Origin of the sequence: Nocardioides endophyticus (assembly GCF_039543845.1) — a bacterium.
Taxonomy (GTDB): Bacteria; Actinomycetota; Actinomycetes; order Propionibacteriales; family Nocardioidaceae; genus Nocardioides; species Nocardioides endophyticus.
Window position 1 is genome coordinate 118,610 of sequence record NZ_BAABKN010000026.1, and the last position, 23,700, is coordinate 142,309.

Here is a 23,700-nt window from a genome sequence, read left to right on the forward strand (position 1 = left end):
GTGGGACGGAGCCGTTCAGGCTTCCTCTCAGAGAGATCCCCCCATGAGCGACAAGTCGCCGCGCCAGGGCATGACCAAGAAGACCAGCAAATCCATCAAGGAGAAGCGGGCCGAGAAGCGCGACAAGGGATCGACCGAGACGTTCTCGGACAAGGTCAACCCCTCGAAGAAGAAGTGACGCTCCTGTCGCTGGGCGTCGTGGGGTCCTCGGCCAAGGAGAACGAGTTCCGGCTGCCGATCCACCCCGAGCACCTCCCGTCCCTCGACGCGGACCTGCGAGCGCAGATCACGCTCGAGCACGGGTACGGCGAACGCTTCGGTGCCTCCGACGGGTCGCTGGCGCCGTACGTCGCGGGGTTCGCCTCGCGCGCCGAGCTCCTGTCCGGCTCCGACGTCGTGCTGCTGCCCAAGCCGCAGCACGCGGACATCGCCGCGCTCGGGCCCGGGCAGGTCCTCTGGGGCTGGCCGCACTGTGTCCAGGACACGCAGCTCACCCAGATGGCGATCGACCAGCAGCTGACGCTGATCGCCTTCGAGGCGATGAACCACTGGACCCGCGACGGCTCCGTCGGCCTCCACGTGTTCCACAAGAACAACGAGCTCGCCGGTTACTGCTCGGTGATCCAGGCGATGGAGCTGGCCGGGATCACCGGCGACTACGGCCGTCGCCTGACCGCGATCGTGATCGGATTCGGCGCCACCGCCCGGGGCGCGGTGACCGCGTTGAACGCCCACGGGGTGCACGAGGTCGCGGTCCTGACCAATCGTCAGGTGGCAGCCGTCGGCTCCCCCATCCACTCGGTGCGGATCCGCCAGTTCGACCACGAGCCCGACGGCCAGCATCTGAGCCACGTGATCACCGAGCGCGGGCGCGAGCCGCTGGCGGCGTACCTCGCCGAGAACGACATCATCGTCAACTGCACCCTGCAGGACACCGCTGCACCGCTGACCTACCTGAGCAACGAGGACGTGAAGCTGTTCCGTCCGGGCAGCGTGATCGTCGACGTCTCGTGCGACCTGGGCATGGGCTTCGAGTGGGCTCGGCCGACGGGGTTCGACGACCCGACGTTCCTGGTCGGCGACCACGTGCTCTACTACGCGGTCGACCACAGCCCGTCGTACCTCTGGAACTCCGCGACCTGGGACAACAGCAACGCGCTCATCCCGTTCATCCGGCCCGTCCTCGAGGGGGCGGCGTCGTGGGACGCCGACGAGACGCTGAGCCACGCGATCGAGATCCGTGAGGGTCAGGTCGTCAACCCGAGCATCCTGGCCTTCCAGGGGCGGTCAGCGCAGGCGCCGTACGCGCTGGTGTGAGTCCGGTCGGCGATTCGGGTACGCCGGGGCCGGTGGCTGTGGATACTGAGCCCACCCCGCGGCAGGAGACGGCGGCACGAAGACGGAGGGCACCGCGTGCAGCGCGACACCGATGAACGCCGGTTGCTCCACGCGCTCAGCCTCACGGTGCTCGCGACCGACGGCGAAGGCATCATCGCCTTCGCCAACGACGCGGCAAGCGACCTGTTCGGCCTGAGCGCCGACGAGCTGGTGGGCACCCACGTCCTGGACCTGGTCGCGCTCGGTCCGGGCGAGACGCCGGCACTGCCCGAGATCCTGCGCGGCGACCGGTGGCGGGGCGACGTGACCATCCAGCGCGGCTCGGACGAGCACCTGCTTGCCGCCGCCACCGTCAACCCGATCTGCGACGCCGACGGCGCCGTCGTCGGTGCCATCGCCGTCCTCGAGGACATGACCGAGATCCGCCGAGCCGAGGCCGAGGCCACGGCGAGCGAGGTGCGCCTGCGGCTCGCCCACGCGGCCGCCGAGCTCGGCACCTGGCACTGGAACGCCATCGACGGCACCAACGTCTGGGACGAGCAGATGCACCGGATCTGCGGGCTGGCGCCGGGTGGTTTCGACGGGACCTGGGACGCGTGGGTCGGCAGCATCCATCCGGACGACCGGGACGAGGTGATCGCCGTCGTGCAGCGGGCGATGGAGGAGCGGGGCAGCTACGTGCTGCGCAACCGGATCGTGCGCCCGGACGGCAACCCGCGCTGGATCGAGGCGCACGGCAAGGTGCTCGTCGCTCCCGACGGCAGCCCGGCCGGCACCATCGGCTGCGTCCAGGACGTGACCGTCCGGATCCAGATGGAGGGGCGCCAGGAGGATGCGGCGGCACGGGCCCTGCTGCTCCAGGAGGTGACGGCGCAGTTCTCGCGGGCGTTGACGCCCGACGAGGTCGCTGCCGTGCACGAAGCCGGACTCGAGCGGGTGCGCGCCATCGTCGGCGCCGGCCAGCCGGAGTCGAGCGAGGACAAGCAGCTCCTCGACACCCTTGCCTCGCAGCGCGCGATCGCGGCCGAGCGCGCCGAGCTCTTCCGCCACACCAGCTCGATCTCAGAGGAGCTCCAGTTCAGCCTGGCCGCAAGTCCGTTGCCGACCCTGGACAGGTTCGAGGTCGCGGCGCGCTACGCGCCGGGTGGCGACGACCTCGAGCAGGTTGGCGGAGACTGGTACGACGCCGTCGGGACCGTCACCGGCGGCCTGATCCTCGTGGTCGGCGACGTGATGGGACGCGGCGTCCGCGCGGCGACCACGATGATCCACGTCCGCGCCGGGATCCGCGGCCTGCTCACGGTCGAGTCCGCCCCGGCGGCGCTGCTCGAGGCGGCCGACCTGATGCTGGCCCGCGACGCCCCCGAGCAGTTCGTGACGGCCGCCGCCGTACTGATCGATCCGCAGTCCGGGGCTCTCGAGCTCTGCAACGCGGGCCACGTGCCGCTGGTGCTGGTGCACCCCGACGGCTCGACCGAGCTGGTCGGGCTCGGCACCGGGACTCCCGTGGGCGTCGTGCCCCGCCTGGAGCGCACCTCCGACCGAGCCACGCTCGAGCCGGGCTGTGTCGTCGTGTTGGTCACCGACGGTGTGGTGGAGTCGCGCGACCGCGACATCGACGAGGGCATCGAGCAGCTCCGCAGGTGCGCCGCCGAGCTCCGCGACCGGCCGCTGGAGGAGCTGGTCGCCGGCATCGCCGGGTTGGCCGACGACCGGCTCCACGACGACGTCACCGTCGTCGCGGCGCGGTTCACGGGTTAGTCAACGCGGCGCAGGCCTCGTCGACCGCGGTCGGCACTCCGGCGACGTACCAGTCGACGCCGGCTGCTTGGACGTGACGCGTCACGCCACCGACGCCGCGCAGGATCGCGGCACCCGGAAGCTCGTCCCAGGGTGGGACGCTGTGCTGGCACACGACGTGGAGCCGGCCCTCGGCGACCGCCATGGCGTCCATCGAGCCAGAACCGAGCATCCGGAGCGTGGCCGCCTGCCCGACCATCCGTCCGAACGCCGCGCCGACCTCTCCGCCGTAGTGCGGTGGGTGGAGGTACGTCGTCACACAGGACTCGGACAACGGACGGTCGGCCAGGGGCACCAGGGCCGTCCCGTCGACGCGCGAAGGGAGGTCCGGTCCGCCGACGAACGTGCGTCCGGTGGCGGGGTGGTGGATCGCACCGAGGACGAGGTCGTCGCCGTCGGTGAGCGCGAGCGCGGAGCACCACCAGTCCAGGCCGGCCACGAAGTTGTAGGTCCCGTCGACCGGGTCGATCACCCAGGTGCGACCGTTCGCGCCGACGCGGTTCGCGCCCTCTTCGCCGAGCACACCGTCGTCGGGCCGCTCGGCGGCGAGCGCGTCCACGACGAGCCGCTCGGCGGCATGGTCGGCGGCCGTGACGACGTCGGAGATCGAGGTCTTGGTCTCGGCGTCCAGCCCGGCGGCGCGCATCCGGTGCGCGAGCGCGCCCGCGTCATGCATCAGCCGAGCCGCGAGTACGGCGTCCTGCTCCAGCGTCATGCCCACGCCTCGGCCAGCAGCCTGCGGGTGTCGGCGAGCAGCTGCGGCAGCGTCTTGGTGCCGCCGAGCACGGTGATGAAGTTGGCGTCCCCCGACCACCGCGGCACGACGTGCTGGTGGAGGTGCTGCGAGAGCGAACCGCCGGCGACCCCGCCGAGGTTGAGCCCGACGTTGAAGGCGTGCGGACCGCTCACCTCCCGCAGCGCGCGCACGGCCTGCTGGGTGGTCGTCATCAGCTCGGTCACCTCCTCCGTGGTCAGGTCCTCGAGCTCGGCCACGTGGCGGTGCGGCAGCACCATCAGGTGGCCGGGGTTGTAGGGATGCAGGTTGAGCACGGCAAAACAGGTCTCGCCGCGGTGCACGACGAGGCTCTCCTCGAGGGGTTGCTCCCCCATCGCGCAGAACGGGCAGCCCCGGTCGGCCGGCAGGCTCGGTGCGACGTACGCCATCCGGTGCGGGGTCCAGAGCCGATCGAAGCCCTCGAACCCGTCGCGTTGATGGCCCGCGGGATCGGTCATGGCCCAACCCTAGGGTGAGGTCATGATCCGATTTGCGCAGCCCGGCGACATGGCCACGGTCGCCGACATCTGGCACCGCGCCTGGCACGTCGGGCATGCCGGGCACGTGCCCGACGGCCTGACCGCGGCCCGCACGCTCGATGCCTTCCACGCACGCACGCCTGCCCGCGTTGCGGACACGATGGTGGCCGAGGTCGACGGCGAGCTCGTCGGCTTCACGATGGTCGAGGGCGACGAGGTCGAGCAGGTCTTCGTCGACCCGCAGAGCCACGGCTCCGGCGTCGCCGCTCCCCTCCTGGCTGCAGCAGAGCAGCAGGTCGCGGCGGCCGGCCACGACGTCGCCTGGCTGGCCGTCGTGGTGGGGAACGCCCGAGCACGTGCCTTCTACGAGAAGCACGGATGGCACGACGCGGGCGACCTGCCCTACGAGGTCAGCGCTGGCGGTACGACGTACGTCTCGCCCTGCCGCAGGTACGAGAAGCAGGTCCGCTGAGTTTCAGTACTGCTGGAACCACTGGCCGATCTCGGTGACGCCCGGGCACGTCACGTCGAGGTCGCGCTGCCCCTCGACCCATTGCCCGAGCACCGCGTCGCCACCCTGGATCTGCCAGTCGTCGCCGCATCTCTCGAGCGCCTCGGCCTGCGACGTCTGCCCGGCGGCGCGCCACTCCGGCGCCTTGAGCGCGAGGTCGCCGACGACGTCGCGCCACAGCGCCGGTGTCGAGTAGACGCCGATGTCGTAGCCCGCGTCGGCGTACCCCCGGGCCGCGCCCTGCACGACGGCGCCGTTGGCCTCGACGTCACTGCTCCACTCGAAGTCGGGCACGTGCTCGACGTCCATCCACACGATCGGGCTCGTCAACCCGGCGGCCCGCATCGTGGCGACGTTGGCGAGCGCCTGCTGGTAGCCGGTGTTCGCGAGCGCCCCGAGGTCCGTGGCGCCGTCGAACGGCCCGCGGGTGCCGTGCTCCTTCACCGCCGCCGCATCCGGCTGGCTCACGACGGCGTACGCCGAGGCGAGCAGATGATGCTGCCGGATCCAGTCGACCTGCGAGGCGAGGCACGGGTTCTGGGTGAATCCGGGGCCGTTGGTCAGCCCGACGACGACGTACTGCGCCTCGGGCAGCGGCATCGGAAGGCCGAGGGTCCGACGCTCCGGGATGCCCATCCCCTTCGGGCACTGCGGCCAGCTGATGTCGCCGCCGAGCAACGGTGCGTCCGCCGCGATCGTCGACTTCGACGGCGACGCGGTAGGCAGTACGGCGGCCTTCTGCTCGGCCAGCTGCGCGAGTGCCTGGAGCCGCGCCGTCTCGGGGTCGGCGGTCGGTGTGACGACGGCCGTCGGCCGGGGCGTGGACGGGTCCGGCGACACGACCTCCGCTGTGCCGTCCGTCGTGCCGGACGAGCAGGCCGTGAGCAGCACGGCCGCGGCCACCAGGGCCGCGGCGCGCTGCTTCAGTGCGATTGGTCTCGACGCGCTCGTGCGGCCTCGTCCCTCGGTCGCGTCGCTTGATCGACCTGGCCGAGCCCACACGTTCCGCTCGTTCCTCGCGGTCCGCTGCTCGTCTCAGACCTGCTCGCGCGACGCGACCGCGTCGGCGACCCGCTTGATCGCCTCGTCGATCGGCACCCCGTTGTCCTGACGACCGTCGCGGTAGCGGAAGGAGACCGCACCCGCGGCGACGTCGTCGGCGCCGGCGATCATCATGAACGGCACCTTCTGCAGCTGGGCGTTGCGGATCTTCTTCTGCATCCGGTCGTCGGAGTCGTCGACCTCGACCCGCAGGCCCTGCGCCCTCATCTGCTTCGCGACGTCGTACAGGTAGTCGGCGAAGGTGTCGGCGACCGGGATCGCCTGCACCTGTACGGGTGCGAGCCACGGAGGGAAGGCTCCGGCGTAGTGCTCGACGAGCACGCCGAAGAAGCGCTCCAGCGAGCCGAACTTCGCCGAGTGGATCATCACCGGCTGGTGCTTGGCACCGTCGGCGCCGTTGTACTCGAGCTCGAAGCCCTTGGGCTGGTTGAAGTCGTACTGGATCGTCGACATCTGCCAGGTCCGGCCGATCGCGTCCTTGGCCTGGACGGAGATCTTGGGGCCGTAGAACGCGGCGCCGCCCGGGTCGGGCACCAGCTCCAGGCCGGACTCGATCGCGACGTCCTCGAGCACCTTGGTGGCGACCGCCCACTCCTCCTCGGACCCGACGAACTTGTCAGGCTTCGAGTCGTCTCGGGTGGACAGCTCCAGGTAGAAGTCGTCGATGCCGAAGTCGCGCAGCAGCCCGAGCACGAAGTTCAGGAGGTGCTTGACCTCGCCCGGTGCCTGCTCCGGGGTGACGTACGAGTGCGAGTCGTCCTGGGTCAGGCCCCGGACGCGGGTCAGGCCGTGGACGACACCGGACTTCTCGTAGCGGTAGACCGAGCCGAACTCGAACAACCGCAGCGGCAGCTCGCGGTAGGACCGCCCGCGCGACCGGTAGATCAGGTTGTGCATCGGGCAGTTCATCGGCTTGATCATGTAGTTCGAGCCCTCGAACTCCATGGGCGGGAACATGGTGTCCGCGTAGTACGGCAGGTGCCCCGAGGTGTAGAAGAGCTGGTCCTTGGTGATGTGCGGCGTGCCGACGTACGAGAAGCCCTCCTCGATGTGCCGCTGGCGGACGTAGTCCTCCATCTCGCGCTTGATCACACCGCCCTTGGGGTGGAAGACCACGAGGCCGGATCCGATCTCGTCCGGGAAGCTGAAGAGGTCCAGATCGCGGCCGAGCTTGCGGTGATCACGGCGCTCGGCCTCCTCGAGCCGGTGAAGGTGCTCCTCGAGCGCCTCCTTGGACTCCCAGGCGGTGCCGTAGATGCGCTGCAGCATCTTGTTCTTCTCGTCGCCGCGCCAGTACGCCGCCGCGCTGCGCATCAGCTTGAACGCCGGGATGCGCTTGGTGGTCGGCAGGTGCGGGCCGCGACAGAGGTCGCTCCAGGCGACATCGCCGTTGCGGCGGACGTTGTCGTAGATGGTGAGCTCGCCGGCACCGACCTCGACGCTGGCCCCCTCGGCGGCATCGTCGGACTTGCCCGAGCCCTTGAGGCCGATCAGCTCGATCTTGTAGGGCTCGTCCTTGAGCTCGCCGATCGCGTCGTGGTCACTGATGACCCTGCGCTCGAAGCGCTGGCCCTCCTTGATGATCTTGCGCATCGCGGTCTCGATCTTCGCGAGGTCCTCGGGCACGAACGGGGTCTCGACGTCGAAGTCGTAGTAGAAGCCGTCCTGGACCGGCGGGCCGATGCCCAGCTTGGCGTCCGGGAAGAGCTGCTGCACGGCCTGGGCCATCACGTGGGCGGTCGAGTGCCGCAGGATGTCGTGGCCGTCCTTGCTGTCGATAGCGACGCCCTCGACGACGTCCCCGTCGATGAGTTCGTAGGAGAGATCCTTCAGATCCCCGTTGACGCGTCCGGCGATGATCGCGGTGTCGTCCGCGAACAGCTCCCAGGCCTTGGTGCCCGTCGTCACCGACCGGTCCTCACGCGCGTCGGCGTGGACGAGGACGATCTTCAGGTCGGGCACGGGATATCTCCTTGTTCGTGGGACCCGGTCGCTCTCCGGGCTTCGTCGATCGTAGCGAGGAGCCGGGGTGACCTGCGCGGCAGTTCGGGCCCAGGGCCGCCGTACTCTCTCGCCGTGGACGTGAAGCCCGACGACCCTCGCCGCGACGACGTGATGGCCCTGCTGCTCGAGCACCTGGACGACATGCGGGCGACCTCCCCTCCGGACAGCATCCACGCGCTCGACGTCGACGCGCTGGCGGAGCCGGGCATCACCTTCGTCACCGCCCGCGACGGCGACGTGCTGCTCGGCTGCGGCGCCCTGAAGGAACTGTCCGCCGACCACGGCGAGGTCAAGTCGATGCGCACGACGGCGGCTGCGCGCGGACGCGGCGTGGCGGCAACGGTGCTGAGTTGGCTGCTCGCGGAGGCCAGGACACGCGGGTTGAGTCGGGTCAGCCTGGAGACCGGCACTCAGGACTACTTCGCCGCCGCACACCGGCTCTACCTGCAGCACGGGTTCGTCGACTGCGGGCCGTTCGGCGACTACACGCTCGACCCGCACAGTCGCTACATGACGATCGCCCTGGACTGAGAAGTCCAGAGCGATCGGTTCTGCTTCACGACGGATTTGGTGGGCGATACTGGGTTCGAATCTTATTCTGACCCGCCCGGCGATACTGGACAGAAGATGACAAAATCGGTGGCCGGAATGCCCCTGACACCCGATCCCGTCGCCAGCAATGTGGCACCTGCCCCAACGACGCTGACGTGCTGCGGGTGACGCGTGCCAGCGCGCCTCTGATCAACTTGCGGGCGTCGACCCGCGGAGGTCGTCGTCACGGTACTCGCGACCTGGCCGCTGGCCTTCCATCTCGATCTCACGCTGGCGCAGTTCCACCCGACGGATCTTGCCTGAGACGGTCTCGGGCAACTCGAAGAACTCGATCCGACCAACACGAAGGTACGGAGCGAGCCGGTCACGTGCGTGGACGAGAATGGATCGCGCAGTCGCATCGTCCGGCCCATACCCCGGGGCAAGTGCGATGTATGCCTTCGGCACCGCAAGTCCCACGGAGTCCGGAGCAGGTGCCACGGCCGCCTCCGCGACAGCCGGATGCTCGATCAGCACCGACTCACTCGAACGGACTGATCTTGTAGTCGGAAGCCTTGAAGACGTCGTCGGTGCGGCCGATGTAGGTGATGTAGCCACCCTCATCGCGTGCCGCCCACGTCTCCGGTGTGGTAATAGCCACTGGCCATCGCTGCAGCGTCGCGACTGGGATCTCCTTGGTATCCGGTCATCAGGTTCAGGGGGCGCCTTCCATGGTTGCCCTTCAGGCCAAGACAGATCTCGCCTTCCCCGACACCATCGATCAGTGAGCCGGACATCGGATCGACCAGTACGACGGGGACGCCTGGCAGGGGCCGCCCCATCGATCCGGACTTGAGCGGTTGGCAGGGACCGTTGGCGATGGCCGCCGTCGTCTCGGTCTGGCCAAAACCACTGCGGACAGTGAGGCCCCAGTGCTTCTCGACCTCGCTGATCACCTCTGGGTTGAATGGCTCGCCGGCAGCGATCGCTTCACGCAGCCGCCCCGGGCCCCCGGCCAAGTGGGCGTTAATGAGCATCCGCCACACAGTCGGCGGTGCGCAAAAGGTCGTCACACCTTCCGAACGAATTCGGTGCAGCAGAGATGACGCGTCGAACCGGGTGTAGGCCCCGGCCGACCCCGTTCGAGGCGAGGTGCGCCGCGACCTGCTCTCAACGGCTGACGACTTCGTGAAAGCTGTAAGAGGCCCGAGTTCCATCCTCCTCGACGCTGACCAGACCCGGTTGGTCGTTGTCCCGCGCGAAGGAGTCGAACCAGTCGTGGACGAAGTTGAACCGTGGCCCGGTGTCGGGCCACTTGAAGGAATGAGTTGCCCACTCTTGGTCCAATCGAGTGGCGCGGAGCTGGTTCCTTGCCTCGCGAAGTGCCGCCGTGGGGCCTGCGTGACTCATCTCAGCTGTCTGCATCTCTGTGTCCCTGAACTCTCGTCTCGTGGGACCAGCAACTCGAGCGACTGCTCAGCCCTGGTGCGGGTAGAGGTGCTCCTTCGGCGGCACGAACGTCTCCTTGATCGAGCGCGGCGAGGTCCAGCGCAGCAGGTTGACCGCAGCGCCGGCCTTGTCGTTGGTGCCCGACGCGCGGCCACCGCCGAACGGCTGCTGGCCCACGACGGCACCCGTGGGCTTGTCGTTGATGTAGAAGTTGCCGGCCGCGAAGCGCAGCGTCTTGCGGACCCACGCGATGACCGCGCGGTCCTGGGCGATGATCGCGCCGGTCAGGGCGTACGGCGCGAACGACTCCATCTGCTCTACGACCTTCTCGAACAGGGCGTCGTCGTAGACGTGGACCGCGAGGATCGGACCGAAGTACTCGTCGGCGAATATCTGGTCGGTCGGGTCGGTCGACTCCACGATCGTCGGGCGGACGAAGTAGCCGACCGAGTCGTCGACCTGACCGCCGGCGAGCAGGGTGAGGTGCTTCTGGCGCTTGGCGCGGGCGATGGCCGCCTTGTGCTTGGCGAACGCCCGGCCGTCGATGACCGCGCCCATGAAGTGGGACAGGTCGGTCACGTCGCCCATCGACAACGCCTCGGTGTCGGCGATGAGCTGGTCCTTGATCTTCACCCACACCGACTTCGCGACGTAGGCGCGCGAGGCCGCCGAGCACTTCTGGCCCTGGAACTCGAACGCACCGCGGATCATCGCCACGCGCAGCACGTCGGGGTCGGCCGACGGGTGGGCGACGATGAAGTCCTTGCCGCCGGTCTCCCCCACGATCCGGGGGTAGGCGCGGTAGCCCGTGATGTTCTCCCCGACGGTCCGCCAGAGGTGCTGGAAGGTCGGCGTCGATCCGGTGAAGTGGATCCCGGCGAGGTCACGGTGCGGCATGACCACCTTCGACACGTCGAGGCCGTCGCCGGGCAGCATGTTGATGACGCCGGGCGGCATCCCGGCCTCCTCGAGCAGCTCCATCGTCAGCGACGCGGCGAGCTGCTGGGTCGGCGACGGCTTCCAGATGACCGTGTTGCCCATCAGCGCCGGCGCGGTCGGCAGGTTGCCCGCGATCGCGGTGAAGTTGAACGGCGTGATCGCGTAGACGAAGCCCTCGAGCGGGCGGTGGTCAGTGCGGTTCCAGATGCCCGGGCTGTTGGCGATCGGCTGGTCGGTGAGGATCTGCTTGGCGTAGTGGACGTTGAACCGCCAGAAGTCGATCAGCTCGCACGCGGCGTCGATCTCCGCCTGGAAGGCCGTCTTGGACTGGCCCAGCATGGTCGCGGCGTTGAGGCGCTGGCGCCACGGACCGGCCAGCAGGTCGGCGGCCTTGAGGATGATTGCGCAGCGCTCGTCGAATGGCATCGTCCGCCAGGCGGGCGCCGCGTCGGCGGCGGCCGTGACCGCCGCCTCGGCGTCCTTGGTCGTGGAGTTCCTCAGGGTGCCCAGCACGTGGGCGTGGTCGTGGGGCTGGACGACCTTCATCTCGGACCCGCCGCCGTCGCGACGCTTGCCGTCGATCACGGCCCGGAACGAGTACTGCTTCCTCTCCTGTACGGCCAACTCTGCGATGAGCGCCTCGCGCTCCGCGCTGCCAGGGGCGTAGGTCAGATTCGGCTCGTTGGTAGGAGCCGGAGGGAAGGTGATGGCGTCCATAACATGCTCCAGTTCGGGTTGCCGGGCGGTGAGCGGATGCTCGATCGGGGCTGGCTACCAGCCGCGCTCGGACAGGCGGTGGGGCTGCGGGATCTCGTCGACGTTGATGCCGACCATCGCCTCGCCCAGGCCGCGGGACACCTTGGCGATCACGTCGGGGTCGTCGTAGAACGTCGTCGCCTTGACGATCGCCTCGGCGCGCTCGGCGGGGTTGCCGGACTTGAAGATGCCCGAGCCGACGAACACGCCCTCGGCACCGAGCTGCATCATCATCGCCGCGTCGGCCGGGGTGGCGATGCCACCGGCGGTGAAGAGAACGACCGGCAGCTTGCCCGCGGCCGCGACCTCCTTGACCAGCTCATAGGGCGCCTGCAGCTCCTTGGCCGCGACGTAGAGCTCGTCCTCGGACATGCCGTGCAGTCGCCGCAGCTCGCCGCCGATGGTGCGCATGTGCATCACCGCGTTGGACACGTCACCGGTGCCCGCCTCACCCTTGGAACGGATCATCGCCGCGCCCTCGGTGATCCGCCGCAGCGCCTCACCCAGGTTGGTCGCACCACACACGAACGGGACCGTGAACGCCCACTTGTCGATGTGGTTCTCGTAGTCCGCCGGCGTCAGCACCTCCGACTCGTCGATGTAGTCCACACCCAACGACTGCAGCACCTGCGCCTCGGCGAAGTGGCCGATCCGCGCCTTCGCCATCACTGGGATCGAGACCGCCTCGATGATCGAGTCGATCATGTCCGGGTCGCTCATCCGCGACACCCCGCCCTGGGCGCGGATGTCGGCCGGGACCCGCTCGAGCGCCATCACCGCGACCGCGCCCGCATCCTCAGCGATCTTCGCCTGCTCGGCGGTGACGACGTCCATGATGACGCCGCCCTTGAGCATCTCTGCCATGCCGCGCTTGACGCGGCTCGTGCCAGGCATGAAGCCGGGCGTGGTGTCTGCTGGACTCTCGCGCATCGAGCCTCCTGAACTAGCGGTGGGTAGGTGGCGCGTGGCCCACATCGGCGCACGACGCGGCGGGATCGTCCTGCGGGTGTCGCCATTCGATGTTCGGGCGTCTGCGAGTGGCACCAGTCGCCACCTCGATGCGGTGCCCGGCTTGCACGAGAGCGGAGTCCGACCGGACGGGACCGATCAGCTGCAGTCCGACAGGCAGTCCCTCTGCGGTGAAGGCAGCTGGCACTGACATCGCGGGGCAGCCCGTCGCCGAGACCAAGGTGCAGGACCTCATCCACTCCAGGTAGTTGCCCATCGAGATCCCGTCGACGACCGAGGGGTACGGCAGCTCCGCGTCGAAGGGTGGCACCTGTACGACGGCCGCAACGAGGAAGTCATACCTCTCGAAGAAGGTGCGCACTCGATTAAACAGAGCCCCCCGCAGGCGCTCGGCACGTCCGACGTCCGGCCCGGTGAGCTTGCGGCCCTCCTCGATGTTCCACGCGGCGTCTGAGCTGAACTCATGTGGGCGCCGCTCCAGGAGCTCCCCGTACGTCGACTCCATCTGCATGGCGCGCAGCACAAGAAACACCTCGTCTGCCTCCGTCAGTGACGGGGCCGCGTCCTCGACGATCGCGCCGAGCCCGACCAGCACGTGTCGCACCGGACTCAGAGCCGCGCGCACGCGCGGGTCCAAGGGGACCTGACCGCCGAGGTCGAGCGACCATGCGATGCGGTAGCCGCGAAGATCTCCGTCGAGCGATCGGCCGAAAGTGGCCGGTGACACGTCGTGGGACAACGCGCTGCGCCGGTCCGGTCCGCTCAGGATTGAGAGGAAGTAGGCGAGGTCTCGGGTCGTGCGCGCCATCGGTCCCTTGACGCTCATGGGCGAGAACGGGAATGCATCGGGCCACGACGGCACGAGCCCAGCAGTCGGTCGCAGCGCGGCTACGTTGCAGAACGATGCAGGGTTGCGCAGTGAGCCCCCCGTGTCACTGCCGTCCGCCATCGGAACCATGCCGGTGGCAACGGCAGCCGCCGACCCGCCGCTGCTGCCACCCGAGCTCAGCCTGAGGTCGTATGGGTTCCTCGTGACCCCGAACAAGGGGTTGTAAGTATGTGACCCCAGGCCGAGCTCGGGCACGTTGGTCTTGCCGACGGTGATTGCGCCCTCGCTGAGCTCACGCTCGACGATCACGTGGTCCTGGTCAGGCACGTTGTCGGCGAACAGCGGACTGCCGTGAGTGGTGAGCACCCCTGCAGTCGGAATATTGTCCTTGTGAGCGACGGGAAGACCGTGGAGCCGTCCGATCGGCCGGTTCCGCGCGAGACGCTCGTCGGCGCGCAAGGCGGAGTCCATCGCCCGCTCGGCTGTGAGCGTCACGATCGCGTTCACCGCCGGATTGACCTGCTCGATGCGCGCCAGGTGGGCGGCCACCACCTCCCGAGCGGAGACCTCCGCGCCGCGCAGCCGGCTGAGCAGCTCGATCGCCGTGAGATCGGGCAGGTCGGTCACCGAGAGCCCACCTGCCCGGCGACAGGCGCGCCAGTTCGCCGGTTCAGGTACCTGCAGCTCACGACGAGGCGATCTTCCTCAGGTTGTCGGCAGCCTTCTGCACGGCGGCCGTCGGAGAGTCGCCGCCGAGGAGCACGCCCTGGAACATGTTGGGAATGACGTTCTCGCTGAAGATGCGCTCCTTGATGACTCCGTCGACCGGCGGCTGGATCCACAGGCCGCCTGCGCGATAGCCGTCGCCGACCGCCATCTTGTCGAGCGTCTTGCGGACCTCGGGGTACTTCTTGAACACAGGGGCGCCCGACCACTTCTTGTCCTGGTAGATCGACTTCAGAGGCGGCTGCATGTTGAAAGGACCCGTGAGCAGGTAGTCGACGAACTCGTTCTTGACGAACCACGCGAGGAAGTCCAGCGCCTGGTCGGCACCGTCGGAGTTCTTCGGGATGAGCCAGTAGTTGACGTCGTAACCGGTGGCAGGTGTCATCCCAGCCTCGGGAGTCGGGAACGCCTCAAACGCGAACTTGTCTGCCAGGTCGGAGGCATCACTCTCGATGGTGTCAACGATGCGACCCGAGTAGGGGGCAATGCTCGAGGTGCCAGTGATGAACCCCTTGACGATGTCGCCGTAGTCGACGCTCTCCATGCCCTCGACGAAGTACGGCTGGATCTCCTTGAGGAACTCGAGGCAGTCAACGGTCCGACTCATCATCGCGCTGTCGTCGAGGATGACGTTGGACTCATCGTCGAAGAGGGTGACCTCGTTCGACCACAGCAGCTCAGCCCCTACATCAGAGGTTGCGCCCTTGGCCGAGATCGGCTGCGTGATGCCGGGCAACCCTGCGGCACCCATCTTCGACAGCAGATCCTTCAGCTCGTCCCACGTGCTGGGAACCTCTGCACCGACCTGCTCCAGGCGGTCCGTGCGGTAGTACATGGCGATGTTGTTGATGTTGTAGGGGAAGCCGTAGTAGTGGCCGTCGTCGAGGATCAGCGCCGACTCCATGAAGTTGTCGATCCCGCCGGCAGCGTCGTTCATCAATCCATCGAGCTGGGATAGGTTCTCTGGGCCGAGGTAGGTGACGTCCGTGTACGAGGCCGTGGACATGTCGAAGGCGTCACCCGCCTGGACCGAGGAGAGAAGCTGGGTCAGGTCACCGATCGCCTTCTGCGACAGCGAGACCCTGACCCCTGTCTCGCTCTCGTACCTCTTGACGGCGCCCTGGATGAACTTCAGGATCGGCGGGTCTGTCTCCTCGTTGAGGAATGTCATCGTGGTCGCGCTGGCTCCCGAGCCGCCGCCGCAACCAGAGAGCGTCGCTGCGACGCCGATGCCGGCCGTGATGGCGAGGAGTCCGCGACGGGAGATCTCGATCTTGTTCTGCATGGGGGTTCCTTCCCAGAGGGGTAGTTGACGGGAAGACGTCGCCATTGTGCGGCGGCTTCGTGGCGGTGGCAGCGGCTTCGTGCGCGAGTGCGCTGATGAGCTGTGTGGGCTAGCCCTTGGTCGCGCCTTGGGACAGTCCGCCGACGAAATGTCGGGCGGTGGCCGCGACGAGGATGATCGCGGGGATGCTGACGACCACAGCCCCGGCCATGATCTCGCTCCACGAGGAGTCGAACTTGCCGTAGAGGGTGGACAGGCCGACCGGAAGCGTCTTGAGCTCCTCGCTGCGGATCATGGTGAGGGCGAAGAGATAGTCAGTCCATCCGATGATGAACGAGAAGATCCCCACCGTGAGGATGCCGGGACGAGCCAGCGGCAGGATGACGTACCAGAAGATCTCCGTCCACGACGCACCGTCGATGCGGGCAGCCTCCTCGAGCGCCGGCGGAATGGTCTTCATGAAACCGGTCATGAGCCAGAGTCCGAGAGGCATGGTGACCGACAGCAGACCGACGACCAGTCCGGCGAGGGAGTTGTCCAAGTTGACCCGCACGAGGATGACGAAGATGGGGATCATCAACAGAACCTCGGGAACCATGTATCCGAGCAGCACCGAGAATCCGAGCGCACGCCCCAATCTCCCGCGCATCTTCGACAAGGCATAGGCGATCGGCGTCACGATGACGATCGTGAGCGCGGTGAGCGACAACGAAACGATCATGCTGTTCGTGAGGTAGGTCGGGAACGGCGTGACGTCCATCAGGTTCACGAAGCCCTCGAGCGTGAAGGGTCCGGGTGTCAATCGTGACGTGAGGACGTTGTCCGACCCGCGCAGTGCGGACACGAGCATCCAGTAGAAGGGGAACAGCGTGAACACGACGAGCACGGCGGCCCAGCCGTACTGCAGTGCCGACATCGCCCGGCTCTTGCGCATGGGACTCCTGCGACGAGGTGACCGTGCGGCGCGCGCCGACGGACGTCCACGCGTGACGGTGGGAGGATCCAGGGCCTCTGGGGCCGTCGTGAGCTCAGGCATCTGTCCACCTCCTGGTGGCTCGCAGGTACACGACGACGGCGACGACCAGGAACACGAAGTTCAGACCGGCGATCGCGGCGCCTTCACCGATCTGGAACTGCCTGAATGCCTTGTCGTAGGAGAGGATGGGCAGGTGCTCCGTGCTCTCGAGTGGTCCGCCGCCCGTCGTGAGATAGATGACGTCGAACTTGTTGAACATCCAGATGCCCCTGAGGAGCACGATGGTCAGCAGGATGGGAACGATCTGGGGAAGCACCACGTAGCGGAAGCGTTGCAGCGCGTTCGTCCCGTCGATGTGCGCGGCTTCTTCGAGTTCGGGTGACACGGTCTGGAGGGCAGCGAGCACGGTGATCGTCACGAACGGCGTCCAGAGCCACACGCTGATGAGGACGACCGTGATCATCGCCCATGTCGGTGTGGCGAGCCACGGGATCTGGAGGCCGACGGACTGGAAGATCTCGTCGATGACACCGCCGTTCGGATCCAGCATCCAGCGCCACACGAGTACACCGACCACCGTAGGCACGACGTACGGGAAGATGACGGCACCACGAAGGATCCCCACCCCCTTGAACGTCTCTCGCAGGACCAGCGCGAAGGAGACGCCGAGGACGATCTGCAGGATCACCGCCAGAGCCGAGTAGACCAGGCCGTTGACGAAAGCGTTCCAGAACGCGTCGTCGACGAGCACCCTCTCGAAGTTCTCGAGGCCGGTGAACCGCGGTGTACTGATGACGGTGTCGAGCTGAAAGAATCCCAAGCCCATCGCGGTCGCGACGGGGACGTAGATGAGGACGAGGGCGATGACCGCCCCCGGCAGGCACAGCAGCAGGAACTTTCCCATTCGTGGCACGGTTGTCCCCTAACGGGCTCGGCGAGAGCGACTGGGAGTGGCAGGGCGAGTGTGCGCGGCGAGAGCGGTCCGCTGAGTAGGCAGCGGTGCGCTAGGGCACCCCTCGCCCGCAATGGTCTTTGCGGTCGTGGTCATGACGAGAGCCGCTCGCCGGTGGTCGTGTCGAACACGTGGACGTGCCGGGGGTCTGTCGTGACGTGGACCGTCGACCCCTTCTGGACGTCGCGGCGGGCTTCGATGCGCACCACAAGGGTGCCCGGCGCTCCTTCGACGTCGCAGGTCCCGTACAGGAACGCGTCGGCGCCGAGCTCCTCGATCACGGTCACCGTGACGGGGAGCCCGCCCTCGTTCTCGCCCACCAGTCGCCACGCCTCGGGACGCACCCCCACGGTGATGCCACCCGAGGCGCGCGCGGCTGCCTGCCGGTCGATGGGCACCACGTAGTCGCCGATCCGCGCGCCGCCCTCGGTGGGCGTGGCCTCCAGCAAGTTCATCGCGGGCGAACCGATGAAGCCGGCGACGAACAGGTTGGCGGGCCGGTCGTAGAGCGCCAGCGATGTGTCGACCTGCTGCAGGATGCCGTCCTTGAGCACCGCGACACGATCCCCCATCGTCATGGCCTCGACCTGGTCGTGCGTGACGTAGACGGTCGTCGTGCCGAGGCGCTGCTGGAGGGCCGAGATCTGCGACCGTGTCGAGACACGCAGCTTCGCGTCGAGGTTCGACAGCGGCTCGTCCATGCAGAAGACCTGTGGCTCTCGCACGATGGCGCGCCCCATGGCTACTCTCTGACGCTGACCGCCGGAGAGCGCCTTGGGCTTGCGGTCGAGGTACTCCTCGAGGTCCAGGAGCTTCGCAGCTCGCCTGACGCGCTCGACGCGCTCCTGCTTGGGGACCTTCGCGATCTTCAGTGAGAAGCCCATGTTCTCGCCCACGTCCATGTGCGGATAGAGAGCGAAGTTCTGGAACACCATGGCGATGTCGCGTTCTTTCGGCGGCAGGTCGGTCACGTCGCGGTCACCGATGTAGATCCGCCCAGCGGTCACCTCCTCCAGCCCGGCGAGCATGCGAAGGCTCGTGGACTTGCCGCACCCAGACGGGCCGACGAGCACCACGAACTCACCGTCCTGGATCTCGAGGTTCAAGCCGTCGACCGCCGGACGTGAGTTGCCTGGATAGAGCCGTTGCGTGTTGGTGAAAGTCACAGAAGCCATGTCGGGGTATTCCCTTCCCCGGCCGAGAGGCCGGAGCGCGTGAACGTGCGTCGTGAGCTAGCGGGCGCTCGGGTGGGGCGGTTCGTCCATGAGTCTCTGGATCGAGGGCGAGAGCGGGGTACCCGGAGCCAGACCTGCGGCGGGCTCCGGCTCCCCGTAGGCGGAGTAGATCGGGACCACCCCGCGCCACAGCCCGGGATCCACGACCTCGTCGGGCTCGGGTGGCGTGGGGCCGCCGTCGCGAAGTTTCACGGTCCATTGACCCGGCTCGATGCTTAGGCTCATCGCTTTGGTGGCCGCCAGGTGCTTGCGGGTGTGCGGAGGCACTTCGGACACGCGCCCCGGCGTGGTGATGTCGGTGAACATGGTCAGCGCATCGGCGGCCTCGCCGGCGGGCAGGTCGGTGATGTGTCCGCGCACGACGGCGGAGCGGAAGCGCGCGCTGGCGTTGAACATAGTGTGCGCGTAGATCCAGCCGTCCATGTGGAATACCGACAGCGCCGCCGGCGCGCCGTTGGCGACGTGGCGCAGGGCACCTGCACCGGTCGAGCCGTGCAGCAGCAGTCGGTCCCCGTCGCGCGCGTAGAGCATCGGCACGACCCAGGGCTGACCGTCCACCACGGTGGCAAGGGTCCCCATGTGGTGACCAGCGTCGAGGACGGCATCGAGATCAGCGCGCTCCTGGCTGGCTCGCTCGGGGAGCCGGCGGATGCGTTCCAGCGGGTTCGAGTTCTTCATGGCCGAGAGCCTAGGAACCATCCGGCCGTGGAAGTTAGTCCAGAATGGCCAGTCTTGGGAGACCAGTTATGCGCCGTTTCCCACGTGTTTCCCGCGCATTTCCCGCGTGCTGCTCACGTGTTGAACGCCCGCGATGCGGCGCACCGGACGCCCTCCGACCTCGCCGTTCGGCACACGCACGATCACCGGGACCGGCCTGCCGAACACCGGGCCGCGAAGGGGCGGCGAAGAGGCTGCGAGGAGGTGGTACGGGTGGGGCGCATCCGCGTCGTCCCGGGTGCTGACGTCCTTCGCGCGCGTTCGTGCAGACACCAGAGTCGCGGCGCGCGACCTCCCTCAGCTCAGGTCGGGGAGCGGCGGGGCGCCGAGCGCAGCCTCGAGCTGAGCCGCCACCTGCAACAGGAGACCATCTCGTCCGCGGCCCGCAACCAGGTGAACTGCGGTTGGCAGCCCAGAGTCGGACAGCCCGGTGGGGATGCTGATCGCTGGGTTGCCAGTGACGTTGAACGGGTGCGTCCACGGGGACCACTCGTGGAAGTAGGTGAGATCCGAACCGGGTGGGACGTCGTGCCCCACGGCGAACGGCAAGGTCGCAGTCACCGGACTGACGAGGATGTCGACCTGGTGGAAGAGCTCGTCCACCGATCTCCTCACGCTGGCGCGATCATCGCGAGCCGCCTGACGATCGTGGTCCGTGAACGATGCTCCGATCCGGGCCAGGTCCGCGAGCGAGGGGTCCATCTTGGCGCCGGGCGGCATGGCCTGGACGGCAGCTGCCGCACCGGAGCGGAAAGTGAACTCCCACGCGTTCAGGGCGCGGGCCCGGTCGAGATCGTTGGCCGCTCGCGGGACGTCGGCACCACCGAGGACGGCGAGGGTCGCGACCGTGCGGTCGATGCCCTCCTGAATCGCCGGGTCGACGATGGTGTCGGTCTGCCACACGGTGTAGCTCAGTCCAGACAGGTCGATCCCCTGGACCATGGGCGCGGTGCGAGGTGCCGCGGGATGGCTGATGACGTCGAGCAGAGCCGCTGCTTCGCGGACCGAGGCTGCGAGGGGGCCTTGATGTCCGATGTCGTCGAAAGGGCCGCCGGGAGTGACGGGGACGCGGCCGTGGGTGGGCTTGAATCCTACGATTCCGCAGAAGGCTGCAGGGATGCGTAGAGATCCGCCGCCGTCCGACCCGACCGCGATCCGGGTCAGGCCGGCAGCCACCGAGGCCGCCCCTCCGCCGCTCGACCCCCCCGGCGTGAGCGCAGGATCCCACGGGTTTCGCGCCGTGCCGTGCAGTCCACCGTGCGTGGTCGCTTTGATGCCGTGGTCCGGCATGGTTGTGCGGCCCACAATGATCATGCCCGCGGCGAGCAGCTTCTCCATTGCGGGAGCGTTGGTCGTGGCGGGCACGTCGGGCCGACCCTCGGAGCCGAGTCGGCACGCTTGTCCCCGTTGAGCGATGGTGTCCTTCACCGAGACGAGCACACCGTCGAGGGGGCTGAGCTCAGTCCCTGAGCGCCACCGAGCGAGGGACTCGCTGGCGTCGCGCTGGAGCACCTCGGCCGAGACGATCGAGCAGAACGCGTTGATCGACTCGTTGACGTCTTCGATGCGCTCGAGGAACCGACTCACGGATGCCACGGGCCCCGCCTCGTCGCCTCGCCCCGCCAGGTTCTTCGCCACGTGCTTCTCCGATCGCCCTTGTTTCCCGCAAGGTATCGCGGTTCCGGACGGTCTCCCAGACCAGAATTGTCGGATGCGCTCGGCCAGAATGGCGCCCACGGACTGTCAGGAAGACCCTCCGTACAAGACGTCCCGCATGACCCGGGCAGCTGGCGCAGCCTGTGTCTCAGGCAGCCGGGAGTAGCCGAGCACCAGGCCGTGCATGGTGGCGTGGGCGGGCGTGTGGAAGTACTGACTCAGCGCCGTGCACGCCAACCCGTGGCCCGCGAGGCCTTCGACGACCTTCACGTCATCGAAGTAGTCGTCTCGCGAGCGGAGCACCAGGTGCAGACCGGCGTGGACCCCGACCAGCTCGAGACGAGGCAACTGATCCCGACAAGCCGAGGTGAGGCGTTCCCGTCGAGCGAAGTAGGTGCGCTGCGCGGCAAGGAGGTGCTTCTGCAGACCCCGGGACTCGATGTAGGAACTGAGCACCGAGCACGCGAGCGAGCTGACCGAGTCCCCCTCATCGAAGAGGCGGTCTCGGACCGTGGCCCGGAACTGCTCGGGCACCACCGCCCACGCCAGCCGAAGACTCCTCGAGATGGACTTCGACGCGGTGCCCAGGTACACGACACGCGCATGACCAGCATTCATGCTCCGGATGGCTGGCATGGGCGGCACGTCGTAGCGGAACTCGCCGTCGTAGTCGTCCTCGAACACCAGCGCATCGTTCGTGACCGCCCAGTCGAGCAGGTTCGCGCGGCTGTCGACCGGGAGGCGCCCCCCTAGCGGGAACTGATGTGCCGGCGTGACGTAGACGGCGGAGTCGCCGGCCTCCAGTTGGTTGACATCGATGCCGTCAGTTCCGACCGGGACAGCACGGACGACGTGGCCCGACCCCGCGAGAACCCGGCGCGCGGTGGCGTATCCGGGGTCTTCGAAGGCAAATGTGCTCCCGACCCCGGTGAGGAGCGGCCCGAGCGTTCGCAGTGCGCTGTTGACACCAGGGAATACGAATATGTCCTCAGGGGCACACACGATTCCGCGGGTTCGCCTCATGTGGTCGGCCAGGGCTCGCCTCAGACGCGGGTGGAAGTGATGAGTGCGGAGATCGTTGATCTCACCGCGTGACCCGTCCCGCGACTGCATCGCCTCCAGGCCTGCCGCACGCCATGCAGACCGCCACTCGCGATGGCAGATGAGCGAGGTGTCCGGATAACCCGGGAGCATGTCGAACAGCGGCCCGTCCGGCTCGTCCTGCGCTGCCTCGTCGACCGGGTCATCAGTCGGGGTCGCGATGACGGCCATGGCACCAGCTCGGGCCGCTGCCTGCGCTCCTACCTCCACGGTCGTCCCACCACCGGGGGTCGCCACCAGGAATCCAGAAGCCGTCAGCTCTTCGTAGACACCGACCACCAGCGTCCTGGAGATGCCAAGGTGTGCCGCGAGCACGCGCGTCGACGGCATGTCGTCGCCGTCGCCCAACATTCCCTGTGCCAGCGCTCTCACGAGTGCGCCAGACAGTCGTTCCCTGAGCGGGCGGTTGTCTGCACCCAAGTCGAGCACCAGATCGGTCGACGCGGCTACACGCGGCATGACTCCTCCTCACCATCAGGCCTTCAGCCTATGGCGCCTGCGACCTGGTGACTTCTCACGCCCACGGAGGTGACGTCCCGTGTCGTGGTGGAATCTCTCGACACCGTGCGGGTCAGTGGTTCTGATCATGCCGTCATGAGTTCGGGCTTGGCCACCTCCCCTCGGACTTCTTGGCACCGGTCACGAGCTCCATCGACTGCTCCGACAGATAACGCCGCTCGGCGGTGACCTGTCACTCGTCGTGCGCCTCGACCAACACCGCCCCTGCTAGGCGTAGCAGCGCGGCCGGGTTGGGGAAGACGCCGACGACGTCGGTGCGGCGTTTGACCTCTTTGTTGAGCCGCTCCATCGGGTTGGTCGACCAGACCTTCTTCCAATGCGACACCGGGAACCGGTGACCGCGAGGAGGTCATCCTTCGCGTCGCGGAGCAACTGCTCGACTTTGCCCAGCTGCTTGCCGGCGGCGAGGGTCGGCACGTTACGGGTGCCGAACGAGATTGATCTGGAAGACCTTCGCGAACAGCGTCAAGCCGCGGACCGCGGCCCGACAGGATGCGTCGTGCCGGCACCGTTGACTGCAATGCGGAGGGGCTTATTCCTCGGCGGAGACATCGAGGCCGCAGACTAGGTTATGTGGATCTGTAACGACTACCAAGGCCAGCGTAACGCCAGGTGTCGGCCTGGCCCCTGCAATCGCGGCGGCGAGGTCGAACCGTTAACCTTCGCGTCCTGCTACGTGAGTCGTGCTGCCATCGCTGCCCCCAAGCCCAACGCGGCGCCGGTCACGACTGCTGTGCTTCCTTCAATGATCACAAGTCGGCACGACTACGGGTTCGGGAAAGGGCGGCACCGGCCTCACCGCGGTCGAGGGAGCGTCCGATCACGAGTCGCTGGATCTGGTTGGTGCCCTCGAAGATCTGCATCACCTTGGCCTCGCGCATGTAGCGCTCGACCGGGAAGTCGCGGGTGTAGCCGTAGCCGCCGAGCACCTGTACGGCGTCGGTGGTCACCTTCATCGCGTTGTCGGTGGCGACCAGCTTGGCGACCGACGCCTCCCGGCCGTACGGCAGACCCTGGTCCTTGAGCCGGGCCGCGTGCAGCATCGTCGCCCGGGCGCTCTCGATCGCCGCCTCCATGTCGGCGAGCACGAA

22 protein-coding genes and 1 pseudogene are annotated in these 23,700 nt (G+C 67.8%); 5 read left to right on the forward strand and 18 right to left on the reverse strand.

Translation table 11 applies throughout. The features are described from left to right. The first annotated feature begins 43 nt into the window (after positions 1-43). From ABEA33_RS20420 to ABEA33_RS20430, 3 genes are all read left to right on the forward strand, one after another. On the forward strand, positions 44-178 hold the full coding sequence (locus ABEA33_RS20420; protein ID WP_345528806.1) for a hypothetical protein: 135 nt from the start codon (positions 44-46) through the stop codon (positions 176-178). Continuing rightward, complete coding sequence (locus ABEA33_RS20425; protein WP_345528807.1) at positions 175-1,317, forward strand: N(5)-(carboxyethyl)ornithine synthase; 1,143 nt, start codon at positions 175-177, stop codon at positions 1,315-1,317. The genes ABEA33_RS20420 and ABEA33_RS20425 overlap by 4 nt, the downstream gene beginning before the upstream one ends. A 96-nt stretch (positions 1,318-1,413) precedes the next feature. After that, a complete protein-coding gene (locus ABEA33_RS20430; protein ID WP_345528808.1) occupies positions 1,414-3,099 on the forward strand; it encodes a SpoIIE family protein phosphatase in 1,686 nt (561 codons plus the stop codon). On the opposite strand, the gene ABEA33_RS20435 is transcribed toward ABEA33_RS20430, so the two are convergent. Together ABEA33_RS20435 and ABEA33_RS20440 are read right to left on the reverse strand one after the other, a co-directional pair. Continuing rightward, positions 3,089-3,853, reverse strand: a complete 765-nt coding sequence (locus ABEA33_RS20435) for an inositol monophosphatase family protein (RefSeq protein WP_345528809.1) — start codon at positions 3,851-3,853, stop codon at positions 3,089-3,091. The genes ABEA33_RS20430 and ABEA33_RS20435 overlap by 11 nt on opposite strands. Further along, the gene (locus ABEA33_RS20440) at positions 3,850-4,371 is read right to left on the reverse strand and encodes an HIT family protein (RefSeq protein ID WP_345528811.1); all 522 of its coding nucleotides are present in this window, start codon (positions 4,369-4,371) and stop codon (positions 3,850-3,852) included. The genes ABEA33_RS20435 and ABEA33_RS20440 overlap by 4 nt, the downstream gene beginning before the upstream one ends. A 22-nt stretch (positions 4,372-4,393) precedes the next feature. Here ABEA33_RS20440 and ABEA33_RS20445 point away from each other — a divergent pair, with 22 nt between their 5' ends. After that, positions 4,394-4,864, forward strand: a complete 471-nt coding sequence (locus ABEA33_RS20445) for a GNAT family N-acetyltransferase (protein ID WP_345528812.1) — start codon at positions 4,394-4,396, stop codon at positions 4,862-4,864. Positions 4,865-4,867: 3 nt separating this feature from the next. On the opposite strand, the gene ABEA33_RS20450 is transcribed toward ABEA33_RS20445, so the two are convergent. Continuing rightward, positions 4,868-5,806, reverse strand: coding sequence for a glycoside hydrolase family 25 domain-containing protein (locus ABEA33_RS20450; protein ID WP_345528815.1), 939 nt, complete (start codon positions 5,804-5,806; stop codon positions 4,868-4,870). A gap of 132 nt (positions 5,807-5,938) precedes the next feature. Further along, on the reverse strand, positions 5,939-7,927 hold the full coding sequence (thrS, locus tag ABEA33_RS20455) for a threonine--tRNA ligase (protein WP_345528816.1): 1,989 nt from the start codon (positions 7,925-7,927) through the stop codon (positions 5,939-5,941). 114 nt (positions 7,928-8,041) lie between these two features. Here thrS and ABEA33_RS20460 point away from each other — a divergent pair, with 114 nt between their 5' ends. Further along, positions 8,042-8,500, forward strand: a complete 459-nt coding sequence (locus ABEA33_RS20460) for a GNAT family N-acetyltransferase (protein ID WP_345528817.1) — start codon at positions 8,042-8,044, stop codon at positions 8,498-8,500. Positions 8,501-8,710: 210 nt separating this feature from the next. On the opposite strand, the gene ABEA33_RS20465 is transcribed toward ABEA33_RS20460, so the two are convergent. From ABEA33_RS20465 to ABEA33_RS20530, 14 genes and pseudogenes are all read right to left on the reverse strand, one after another. Beyond that, positions 8,711-9,037 carry an AMP-binding enzyme gene (locus ABEA33_RS20465; protein ID WP_345528818.1) on the reverse strand — a complete coding sequence of 109 codons (327 nt, stop codon included), beginning with the start codon at positions 9,035-9,037 and terminating at the stop codon, positions 8,711-8,713. An 83-nt stretch (positions 9,038-9,120) separates the two neighbouring features. Next, positions 9,121-9,717, reverse strand: coding sequence for an AMP-binding protein (locus ABEA33_RS20470; protein ID WP_345528819.1), 597 nt, complete (start codon positions 9,715-9,717; stop codon positions 9,121-9,123). A 259-nt stretch (positions 9,718-9,976) separates the two neighbouring features. Beyond that, positions 9,977-11,605 carry an L-glutamate gamma-semialdehyde dehydrogenase gene (gene pruA / locus ABEA33_RS20475; protein WP_345528820.1) on the reverse strand — a complete coding sequence of 543 codons (1,629 nt, stop codon included), beginning with the start codon at positions 11,603-11,605 and terminating at the stop codon, positions 9,977-9,979. 54 nt (positions 11,606-11,659) lie between these two features. After that, complete coding sequence (gene pdxS / locus ABEA33_RS20480; RefSeq protein ID WP_345528821.1) at positions 11,660-12,574, reverse strand: pyridoxal 5'-phosphate synthase lyase subunit PdxS; 915 nt, start codon at positions 12,572-12,574, stop codon at positions 11,660-11,662. Positions 12,575-12,587: 13 nt separating this feature from the next. Next, on the reverse strand, positions 12,588-14,069 hold the full coding sequence (locus tag ABEA33_RS20485) for an amidase (protein WP_345528822.1): 1,482 nt from the start codon (positions 14,067-14,069) through the stop codon (positions 12,588-12,590). Between the two features lie 58 nt (positions 14,070-14,127). After that, on the reverse strand, positions 14,128-15,453 hold the full coding sequence (locus ABEA33_RS20490) for an ABC transporter substrate-binding protein (protein ID WP_345528823.1): 1,326 nt from the start codon (positions 15,451-15,453) through the stop codon (positions 14,128-14,130). A 109-nt stretch (positions 15,454-15,562) separates the two neighbouring features. Then, on the reverse strand, positions 15,563-16,387 hold the full coding sequence (locus ABEA33_RS20495) for a carbohydrate ABC transporter permease (RefSeq protein WP_345528825.1): 825 nt from the start codon (positions 16,385-16,387) through the stop codon (positions 15,563-15,565). A 94-nt stretch (positions 16,388-16,481) separates the two neighbouring features. Further along, positions 16,482-17,333, reverse strand: a complete 852-nt coding sequence (locus ABEA33_RS20500; RefSeq protein WP_345528842.1) for a carbohydrate ABC transporter permease — start codon at positions 17,331-17,333, stop codon at positions 16,482-16,484. Between the two features lie 140 nt (positions 17,334-17,473). Further along, entirely contained in the window at positions 17,474-18,556 is a 1,083-nt protein-coding gene (locus ABEA33_RS20505; RefSeq protein ID WP_345528828.1) for an ABC transporter ATP-binding protein, read from the reverse strand. A gap of 57 nt (positions 18,557-18,613) precedes the next feature. Further along, complete coding sequence (locus tag ABEA33_RS20510; RefSeq protein ID WP_345528830.1) at positions 18,614-19,294, reverse strand: pyridoxamine 5'-phosphate oxidase family protein; 681 nt, start codon at positions 19,292-19,294, stop codon at positions 18,614-18,616. Positions 19,295-19,630: 336 nt separating this feature from the next. Then, positions 19,631-20,929, reverse strand: coding sequence for an amidase (locus tag ABEA33_RS20515; RefSeq protein WP_345528831.1), 1,299 nt, complete (start codon positions 20,927-20,929; stop codon positions 19,631-19,633). Positions 20,930-21,076: 147 nt separating this feature from the next. Continuing rightward, entirely contained in the window at positions 21,077-22,549 is a 1,473-nt protein-coding gene (gene pdxR / locus ABEA33_RS20520) for a MocR-like pyridoxine biosynthesis transcription factor PdxR (protein WP_345528832.1), read from the reverse strand. Between the two features lie 133 nt (positions 22,550-22,682). Next, a pseudogene (locus ABEA33_RS20525) lies at positions 22,683-22,993 on the reverse strand (transposase); the annotation flags it as partial. A gap of 365 nt (positions 22,994-23,358) precedes the next feature. Further along, positions 23,359-23,700: acyl-CoA dehydrogenase family protein (locus ABEA33_RS20530; RefSeq protein ID WP_345528833.1), on the reverse strand; the 342-nt coding region annotated here is incomplete at its 5' end.

Excerpts from the sequence above, each read along its gene's own strand:
- ABEA33_RS20420 (WP_345528806.1), top strand. The coding sequence starts at position 44 with ATGAGCGACAAGTCGCCGCGCCAGGGCATGACCAAGAAGACCAGCAAA.
- ABEA33_RS20435 (WP_345528809.1), bottom strand. The coding sequence starts at position 3,853 with ATGACGCTGGAGCAGGACGCCGTACTCGCGGCTCGGCTGATGCATGAC.
- ABEA33_RS20440 (WP_345528811.1), bottom strand. The coding sequence starts at position 4,371 with ATGACCGATCCCGCGGGCCATCAACGCGACGGGTTCGAGGGCTTCGAT.
- ABEA33_RS20445 (WP_345528812.1), top strand. The coding sequence starts at position 4,394 with ATGATCCGATTTGCGCAGCCCGGCGACATGGCCACGGTCGCCGACATC.
- ABEA33_RS20470 (WP_345528819.1), bottom strand. The coding sequence starts at position 9,717 with ATGGAACTCGGGCCTCTTACAGCTTTCACGAAGTCGTCAGCCGTTGAG.
- pruA (WP_345528820.1), bottom strand. The coding sequence starts at position 11,605 with ATGGACGCCATCACCTTCCCTCCGGCTCCTACCAACGAGCCGAATCTG.
- pdxS (WP_345528821.1), bottom strand. The coding sequence starts at position 12,574 with ATGCGCGAGAGTCCAGCAGACACCACGCCCGGCTTCATGCCTGGCACG.
- ABEA33_RS20490 (WP_345528823.1), bottom strand. The coding sequence starts at position 15,453 with ATGCAGAACAAGATCGAGATCTCCCGTCGCGGACTCCTCGCCATCACG.
- ABEA33_RS20495 (WP_345528825.1), bottom strand. The coding sequence starts at position 16,387 with ATGCGCAAGAGCCGGGCGATGTCGGCACTGCAGTACGGCTGGGCCGCC.
- ABEA33_RS20500 (WP_345528842.1), bottom strand. The coding sequence starts at position 17,333 with ATGGGAAAGTTCCTGCTGCTGTGCCTGCCGGGGGCGGTCATCGCCCTC.
- ABEA33_RS20505 (WP_345528828.1), bottom strand. The coding sequence starts at position 18,556 with ATGGCTTCTGTGACTTTCACCAACACGCAACGGCTCTATCCAGGCAAC.
- ABEA33_RS20510 (WP_345528830.1), bottom strand. The coding sequence starts at position 19,294 with ATGAAGAACTCGAACCCGCTGGAACGCATCCGCCGGCTCCCCGAGCGA.
- pdxR (WP_345528832.1), bottom strand. The coding sequence starts at position 22,549 with ATGCCGCGTGTAGCCGCGTCGACCGATCTGGTGCTCGACTTGGGTGCA.